This is a genomic window from Herbaspirillum sp. LeCh32-8, from assembly GCF_017814915.1.
GTDB lineage: Bacteria > Pseudomonadota > Gammaproteobacteria > Burkholderiales > Burkholderiaceae_D > Herbaspirillum.
Window position 1 is genome coordinate 1 of sequence record NZ_JAGIPZ010000028.1, and the last position, 4,655, is coordinate 4,655.

General features: G+C 63.5%; 5 protein-coding genes. 1 reads left to right on the plus strand and 4 read right to left on the minus strand.

Translation table 11 applies throughout. The features are described 5' to 3' along the window. Nucleotides 1-231 (plus strand): SDR family oxidoreductase (locus J8I26_RS22480; protein ID WP_209605845.1); only part of this gene is annotated, 231 nt, incomplete at its 5' end. Between the two features lie 82 nt (nt 232-313). Here J8I26_RS22480 and J8I26_RS22485 read toward each other — a convergent pair. From J8I26_RS22485 to J8I26_RS22500, 4 genes are all read right to left on the minus strand, one after another. Then, complete coding sequence (locus tag J8I26_RS22485) at nt 314-1,036, minus strand: amino acid ABC transporter ATP-binding protein (RefSeq protein WP_209609442.1); 723 nt, start codon at nt 1,034-1,036, stop codon at nt 314-316. A 5-nt stretch (nt 1,037-1,041) separates the two neighbouring features. After that, nucleotides 1,042-1,794, minus strand: coding sequence for an amino acid ABC transporter permease (locus J8I26_RS22490; protein ID WP_209609438.1), 753 nt, complete (start codon nt 1,792-1,794; stop codon nt 1,042-1,044). A gap of 73 nt (nt 1,795-1,867) precedes the next feature. Continuing rightward, nucleotides 1,868-2,647: a basic amino acid ABC transporter substrate-binding protein gene (locus tag J8I26_RS22495; RefSeq protein WP_209609440.1), complete on the minus strand. Its 780-nt coding sequence runs from the start codon at nt 2,645-2,647 to the stop codon at nt 1,868-1,870. A gap of 239 nt (nt 2,648-2,886) precedes the next feature. Next, a complete protein-coding gene (locus J8I26_RS22500; protein WP_245200476.1) occupies nt 2,887-4,212 on the minus strand; it encodes an MFS transporter in 1,326 nt (441 codons plus the stop codon). Between the last annotated feature and the right edge of the window lie 443 nt (nt 4,213-4,655).

Genomic DNA, 4,655 nt, shown 5'->3' on the forward strand with positions numbered 1-4,655 from the left:
ATCCGCGTCAACGTGGTCAGCCCCGGCCCGATCCGCACCCCTGGCCTGGGCGACCTGGTGCCTGACGAAGCGCGCCAGGGCCTGTTCGACTACCTGGCCGGCCAGGTGCCGCTGGGTCGCCTGGGCGAGCCGCAAGAGATCGGCAAGGCGGTCGCCTTCCTGGCTTCGGATGCCGCCAGCTTCATCAACGGCATCGAGCTGTTCGTCGACGGCGGCATGGCCCAGGTGTAATCGCTGCGGCGTGTGCAACGACGCCGCGCAAAAGAAAAACGCCACCGTGAGGTGGCGTTTTCATTACAGCATGGAGGCAGGCTTAAAGCACCTTGCGCAGGAAGTCGCGCGTGCGCTCATTGAGCGGATCAACCAGCACCTGCTGCGGCGGGCCTTCTTCCATGATGACGCCCTGGTCGATGAACAGCACGCGGCTGGAGACCTCGCGCGCGAAGCTCATCTCATGGGTGACCACCACCATGGTCATGCCTTCCTCGGCCAGGGTCTTCATCACCGTCAGCACTTCGCCGACCAGCTCGGGGTCGAGCGCGGAGGTCGGTTCGTCGAACAGCATGACCTTGGGTTCCATCGCCAGCGCGCGGGCGATCGCCACGCGTTGCTGCTGGCCGCCGGAGAGCTGGTTGGGGAAGGCGTCGATCTTGTCCAGCAGGCCGACCTTCTGCAGCAGCTTCTCGGCCACCAGCACGGCGTCGCGGCGCGAGGTCCCCTTCACCTGCATGGGCGCCATGATCAGGTTTTCCAGCACGGTCATGTGCGGGAACAGGTTGAAGCGCTGGAACACCATGCCCATGCCGGCGCGCAGCTTGTTGAGGTTGGCCTTGGGATCGGTGAGATTGACGCCGTCGATGAAGATATCGCCGTCGCTGGCTTCTTCCAGGCCATTGAGGCAGCGCAGGAAGGTGCTCTTGCCCGAACCCGACGGACCGATCACGCACACCACTTCGCCCGCCTTGATCTCGCAATCGATGCCGCGCAGGATGTGCGACTGGCCGAAGCTCTTTTGCAGGCCGTTGACCTTGATCATCGTGCTCATCGCGCATCTCCCTTGCCGTAACGTGTTTCCAGATGGCGCACCAGCGCCGACAGCAGCAGCGTGATGCCCCAATAGATCAGGGAAATCGTCAGGTACGGCTCCCAGTAGCGCGCATACGCGCCGGACACGGTGCGCGCCGCATAGGCCAGTTCAGCCAGGCCGATAGCCGAGGCCAGCGACGAATCCTTGACGATGGCGATCGCGTTGTTACCCAGCGGCGGCAGCATGCGACGGAAGGCCTGCGGCAGCACCACCTTGCGCAGCGTGGCCATGTAGGTCATGCCCAGCGAGCGCGAGGCTTCGCTCTGGCCGCGGTCGATCGACTGGATGCCGGCGCGGAAGATCTCCGACACATAGGCGCCAGAATTGAGCGTGATGGCCAGCACCGCCGAAGCGAAGGCGCCGTACTGCGAGCGGATCTCGCGCGCGATGTCGCCGGAGAGGATCAGGCCGCCGCTGGGGTTGATCAGCATCGGCATCAGCGCGAAGTGGATCAGCAGGATCTGCACGAACAGCGGCGTGCCGCGCAGGAAGCTGACGTACAGGCGCACCGGCAGCTGCACGCCGTAGCGCAGGAAGTATTTCCAGAAGCCGTGGCGCGCCTCGGCCAGCCGGCCCACCCCCAGCACCAGGCCCCAGCAGGTGCCGGCGATCACGCAGATGACTGCCGCCTTGACGGTCATCCAGGTGCCTTCGACGAACAACGGCGCGTACTCGCCGATGATTTCCCAATGGAAGAAGGAATTCATCTTTATGATCCCAATAAAAAAATCCGGCCATCATCTGGCCGGAGGTAAGTCGATTTCAGTTACTGCGTGAGGCTTATTGCTTCCAGGGCAGGGCCGGGACGTCACCGTCGAACCATTCCTTGTAGATCTTGGCGTAGGTGCCGTTGGCCACGATCTTCTTCAGGCCCGAGTCGATCTTGTCCTGCAGTTCCTTGTTGCCCTTCTTGACGGCGATGCCGAAGTACTGGCGCACGAACTTCTGGTCGGTGACCAGCTTGAACTTCTTCTCCGGATGGCTCTTCACGTAGAACTTGATCACGCCCAGGTCGCCCACGGCCGCATCGGCGCCGCCGCGATACAGTTCTTCCAGCATCAGGATGGTGTTGTCGAAGCGGCGGATCGAGGTGCTGGCCTTGCCCAGTTCTTCGGAGACCACGATGTCGCCGGCGCTGGAGTTGACCACGGCCACTTGCAGCTTCTTCAGGTCGGCCAGGTTGGCGGCCTTGGCGTCGGCGTTGGTGATGATGACTTGCTCGGCCGGGAAGTAGGGCAGCGAGAAGTCGACCATCTGGGCGCGCTTGTCGGTGATGGTAATGCCGGAGATGATGATGTCGCGGTCACCCTGGCCCAAGGTGGCGAAGATGCCTTCCCACGGGGTGCTGACCAGCTTGATCTTGAAGTTGGAGGCGGCGGCGATGGCCTTGATCAGGTCGATGTCGAAGCCGATCAGCTCCTTCTTCGGGTTTTCGAACTCGAACGGGCGGTAGGTGCCGCCGGCGCCGACCACGTAGGTCTGGTCGGCTGCCTGGGCGCCTGCTGCAACGGTCATCGCCAGCGCGCTGGCGGCGATCAACATGAATTTCTTGAACGACATGGTTTTCTCCCTGTGAAACTGGATGAGGCGCCCGGACCTCCTGCCGCCGTGCTTGCCGGGGGCGATGCGCAGACGGAGCGGGGTCGGCATTCTCGTTTTGCGAGAAATTTTGCGGGCGCAAGGCTCGCGCGACGGGGCGCGCGAAACCCAGCATGATCCGGCATCTGCGCCATTCCTTCAACAACAAATTGGGTTTGCGCGCCAGTCGCGGCGCTTTGGGCGGGGCGGGCGTGAATTATTTACATCATTGTGGCTTGCCCGGTACGCCGGGCGTTCGCCTCGTCCTGGCTGGCCGGGGGATGTTCCGTCTCCTGGGCCTCTTGCGCCTGTTCGCTGGCGCGCACCAGTTCCTCGGTGACGCGGATCTCGGCGCCGATCGGCGTCATCTGCGCCGACGCCGCGAACGGCGCGGCGGGGATCGGAGCCGGATGGTGCTTCTGGCGCCACATGAAGAACAGCGCCAGGGCGCCGTGCAGGAACACGAAGGACCAGAACAGGCCATTCTCGCCGACCCGGTTCATCAGCGGTGAAATCACCATCGGGCTCATCGCCGCGCCGACCGAGTTGATCAGCAGCATGCCTTGGATCACGCGAACCAGCTCGCCGGCCTCGGCGCGGTCGGCCGAGTGGCTGACCGCGACCGGATACAGCGCGAAGATGCAGCCGCCGATCAGGAACAGTAGCACCATCAACAGCGGCAGCCAGGTCGGCAGGATCACCACCAGCAGCGACAGGCCGGCGCAGATCACGCTCAGCGCTTGCAGCACGGTTTGCCGGTCGCGCCGGTCGGACCAGCGGCCCACCGGGTATTGCAGCACCATGGCGCCGCAGATGGCGGCCGCCATCAGCTGGCCGACCTGGCCGACGTTGAGTCCCTCGCGCTGCAGGTACACCGGCAGCAGCGTGTAGACGGCGGCAATGCCGATGCCCGAACCGAAACTGCCAATCACGCCGGCCGGCGTCATGCGGATCAGGTGATGCGGCATCAGCGGCTCGACCGGGCCGACCTCGGGAGAGACACGCGGCAGGATCACCATCGGCAGCACCGACATCGAGCCCAGGATGCCGGCCAGCATGAACGGCGCGCTGCTGCCCCAAGCGTCGACTTGGCCGAGGTAGGCTTGGGCCAGCATGATGGAGCTGTACAGCGCGATCATGTAGATCGCCAGCAGGCGACCGCGGGTCTTGGTATCGCCGGCCAGCAGCAGCCAGCTTTCGACGACCAGATAGATGCCGACCATGGCCCACCCGGTGACCAGGCGCAGCAACAGCCAGGCCCAGGGATCGAAGATCAGGCCCTGCAGCAGGAAAGTGATGGCGGTGAGCGAGGCGAAGCTGCTGTAGGCGCGGATGTGGCCGATGCGCCCGATCAGGCGGTCGCTGGTGACCGCGCCCACGGTCAGGCCGACAAAGTAGGCCGAGGAGATGGCACCGATCATCAGCGCCGAGACGTGCGCCGCATCCAGCCTGAGGGATGTCAGAGAGGAAATGAAACCGTTGCCCAGGCTTACCGTGAATAGTCCCAGAAGTGGCCCCAGTACCATGGCCGTGGTGTTACGCGACAAAACGTCCTCTCAACTCAAAGCAATTACGAATGCAGGCGCCAAGAATACTTGATTGGCGCGGTTTTGATCGGGCGCGCGGTGTACGGTTCCATGCGCAGGCATCAACTTGTCTTGCGGAAACAACAGTCGACGGTGTGAGGGCGGCGGGCCATGAAATGGCGTGCTCGCAATGGCAACCGTTCCGTGAGACATCAAACCGATGGTGATATTGCAACGAACGACACTGGATCCCTGCTTGCGCAGGGACGACATGCCACCTCAGACCATCCCCGCGTCGCCCCTGCGAAAGCAGGGGCTCAGTGTCGTTTTCCATGCCGGGCCCGCGGCTTGTCGCATGGGAAACCCGCACGCAAAAAAGCCCGCAGTTGCGGGCTTTTTCTTTTCCTGCTTTGGCGCGGAAAGCTGTTGTCTTAATAGGTCAGCGTGACGGTAACGGTATCCGA